Annotated in this window: 1 protein-coding gene and 2 pseudogenes; 2 read left to right on the top strand and 1 reads right to left on the bottom strand. The window is 63.0% G+C overall.

Translation table 11 applies throughout. From position 1 onward, the window contains the following. Positions 1 to 1,677: pseudogene (locus L598_RS03830) on the bottom strand (proton-conducting transporter membrane subunit); the annotation flags it as partial. Between the two features lie 206 nt (positions 1,678 to 1,883). Here L598_RS03830 and msrB point away from each other — a divergent pair. After that, positions 1,884 to 2,291 (top strand): peptide-methionine (R)-S-oxide reductase MsrB, encoded by a 408-nt coding sequence (gene msrB, locus L598_RS03825; RefSeq protein WP_144860565.1) that lies wholly within the window; start codon positions 1,884 to 1,886, stop codon positions 2,289 to 2,291. Between the two features lie 129 nt (positions 2,292 to 2,420). Beyond that, positions 2,421 to 3,110, top strand: a pseudogene (locus L598_RS03820) (S9 family peptidase); the annotation flags it as partial.

Raw genomic sequence — 3,110 nt, 5'->3', positions numbered from 1 at the left:
TGCACGATTCCCGTCGTGGCGAAGGAAAGCCGGATCGTGCCGCGCATGGCCTGGTCGAAGCCGCGGTCCGGCCCCCAGCCGATCCCCTCCAGCACGGCCGCGCTCGAGGCCGAGATAGGCGGCGACGCCGGCTGCGATGGTGATCAGCGAAAGCAGGAGCGGCAGGCCGATATGCGGGATGACGGAGATGGCGACATCGACCGGCATGCCCGCCACCGCGCTCGCCATCGGGCTCGACAGATAGCCGTGGCTGACCGATGAGAACAGGGCAGCCGCCAAGCCGCAGATCGCAAGAACGAGCGGCCCGAGCCAGAGCAGGACCGGACCTTCATGCGCCTGTTTCGGCGTCTCGACTTTCGGCCCGAGGAAAGGCTTCAAGGCGACGGCGAAGCCGAGCGCGAACATCAATGCGTTGCCGATGACGGCGACGAGCGTCAGCAGCGCCGCCCAGCCGCTGCCCAGGCCAAGGCCGGCATAGATCTCTTCCTTGGCGAGGAAGCCGAAGAATGGCGGCAGCCCGCCCATCGACGCGGCGGCGAGGATCGCTGCGGCGAATGTGATCGGCATCGCCTTGCGCAACCCGCCCACCATGCGGATGTCGCGGCTCCCGGCCTCATGGTCGATCAGGCCGGCGACCATGAAGAGCGCGCCCTTGAACATGGAATGGGCGATCAGGTAGAGCACCGCCGCCTCGACCGCGACTTCCGAGCCGAATCCGGTCAGCATGACCAAGAGGCCCAGCGAGGCGACCGTGGTATAGGCAAGCATCAGCTTGAGATCGGTCTGGCGGATGCCGAGCAGCGTGCCGACGAGAAGCGTCGCCCCGCCGAAGACCGGCAGGATCGTTTCCCAGAGCGCCGTATCGCCCATCACCGGGTTCAGCCGCATGACCAGATAGACGCCGGCCTTCACCATGGTCGCCGAATGCAGGTAGGCCGAAACGGGTGTCGGCGCCTCCATGGCATTGGGAAGCCAGAAATGGAAAGGGAATTGCGCCGACTTGGTGAAGGCGCCGCCGAGCACGAGCAGAAGCGCCGCCAGATAGAGCGGGCTTTCGCGCAATGCGCCGCCGATCTGCACCAGTTCCGAAAGCGCGTTGGCGCCTGTCGCTGCCCAGATGACCAGCAGCCCGGCGAGCAGGGCCAGGCCGCCGATACCCGTGACCACCAGCGCCTGAAGGGCCGCCCGGCGCGAGGCTTCGCGCTGATGGTCGAAGCCGATCAGCAGGAAGGAGGTGATCGAAGTCAGTTCCCAGAAGACGAAGAGCATCAGGAAGGAATCGGAAACAACGAGCCCCTGCATCGCCCCCATGAACATGAGGATGAAGGAGAAGAAGCGCCCCTGGTGTTCATGGCCTTTGAGATAGCCGCCGGAATAGAGAACGATCAGTGTTCCGATGCCCGAGATCAGCAGGGCGAATGTCAGCGACAGGCCGTCGAAATACCAGGAGAAGTCGATGCCGAGGCTCGGTATCCATTCATAGCCGCCGGTCACCGGATCGCCAGCCGCAACGGTCGGCAGGAAACTGCTGAAATAAAGGAAGATGAAAAGCGGCACGACGGCCAGCAGCCAGGCCGCCTTGTGCTGCAGCACCCTTGTGAGAAACGGCGCGGCGGCGGCTGCGATAAAGGGAAGGACGAGCAGCAGGAATATCAGGAATTGCCCCTCTTCCGCCATCTACGGCTTGTCCCCCTCATTCTTCCCGGTTTCAGTTCGTTGGGGACCCGCAATAGACGCTCAACCCCGCGCGGGCAAGGCGGATGTGACAATCGGCCATAGACTCTATCCACAGGAGAACTCCGTGCGAAAGCCGCGCCTCGCACGCTGACAAAGTCGGCGCGCGACACTAAATTCGGTGCGAACACAAGATCCGGAGAATGATCATGACCACCGAAGGCAAACTCAAAGTGCAGAAGACGGATGCGGAATGGCGCGAGCAACTCACGCCGGAACAATATCACGTCACCCGCGAACATGGAACGGAGCGCGCCTTCACTGGCCCCTATTGGGACAACAAGGAGGAAGGGCTCTATCGCTGCATCTCCTGCGGCCGGCCGCTCTTCGACTCCGATACGAAATACGATTCAGGCACCGGCTGGCCGAGCTTCTATGCCCCCGTCGAGGATGACGCCGTGACGCTGCACCAGGACCGCTCGCATTTCATGGTGCGCACGGAGGTCCGCTGCGCGGATTGCGACGCGCATCTCGGTCATCTCTTCGACGACGGCCCTGCCCCCACCGGCCTGCGCTACTGCATGAACGGCACCGCGCTTTCGTTCGAAAGGAAATAGGGCTCCCTTCTCCGCCACGGCGTAACCCCGCCTCCTCTCCTCTTCTGTCAAGCAGGGGAGGATCGACACTTGAACGGAACAGGCCGGCATGATCCAACCGGGCCTGCACATCTTTTCCAGCGAGCATCCATGACACCCAGAAAGATCTTCCCCACCATTGAAGCTCCCAGGGCCGAGGAGCGGCCCGTCGAGGACACGCGGCACGGCATCACGCGCATTGACGAATATGCCTGGCTCAGGGCCGACAACTGGCAGGAGGTTTTTCGCAATCCTTCAGTGCTCGATCCGGCGATCCGGACCCATCTGGAAGCGGAAAACGTCTATCATACGGCGCTTATGGAGGATACGGCCGCTCTGCGCGAAAAACTGTTCGCGGAGATGAAGGGCCGCATCAAGGAGGACGATTCCTCCGTGCCGATGAAGGACGGCCCATATGCCTATGGCATGGCCTTCCGCACCGGCGGCGAGCAGCCGCGCTTCTTCCGCATCCCGCGCGAGGGCGGCGCGGAGGAAGTTCTGCTCGATGGCGACAAGGAGGCCGAGGGCAAGGCCTATTTCCGCATAGGCGGCGCCGATCATTCGCCCGATCATGCGCGCTTTCTCTGGGGCTATGACGACAAGGGCTCGGAATTCTTCACGCTCAAGGTGCGCGATCTGGCATCGGGCGAGGACATGGCAGATCTTGTCGCCGATACCGGCGGTTCCGGCACCTGGGATGCCGATGCGAAAGGCTTCTTCTATACCCGGCTCGATGCCAATCACCGGCCGTCGAAGATCTTCTATCACACGCTCGGAACGGATACGACTTCCGACCGGCTT

It is taken from the genome of Mesorhizobium sp. J18, from assembly GCF_007829525.1.
Taxonomy (GTDB): domain Bacteria; phylum Pseudomonadota; class Alphaproteobacteria; order Rhizobiales; family Rhizobiaceae; genus VLJP01.
Note: the sequence above shows the minus strand (reverse complement) of the source record. Positions and strands in the feature narration are given on the sequence as shown.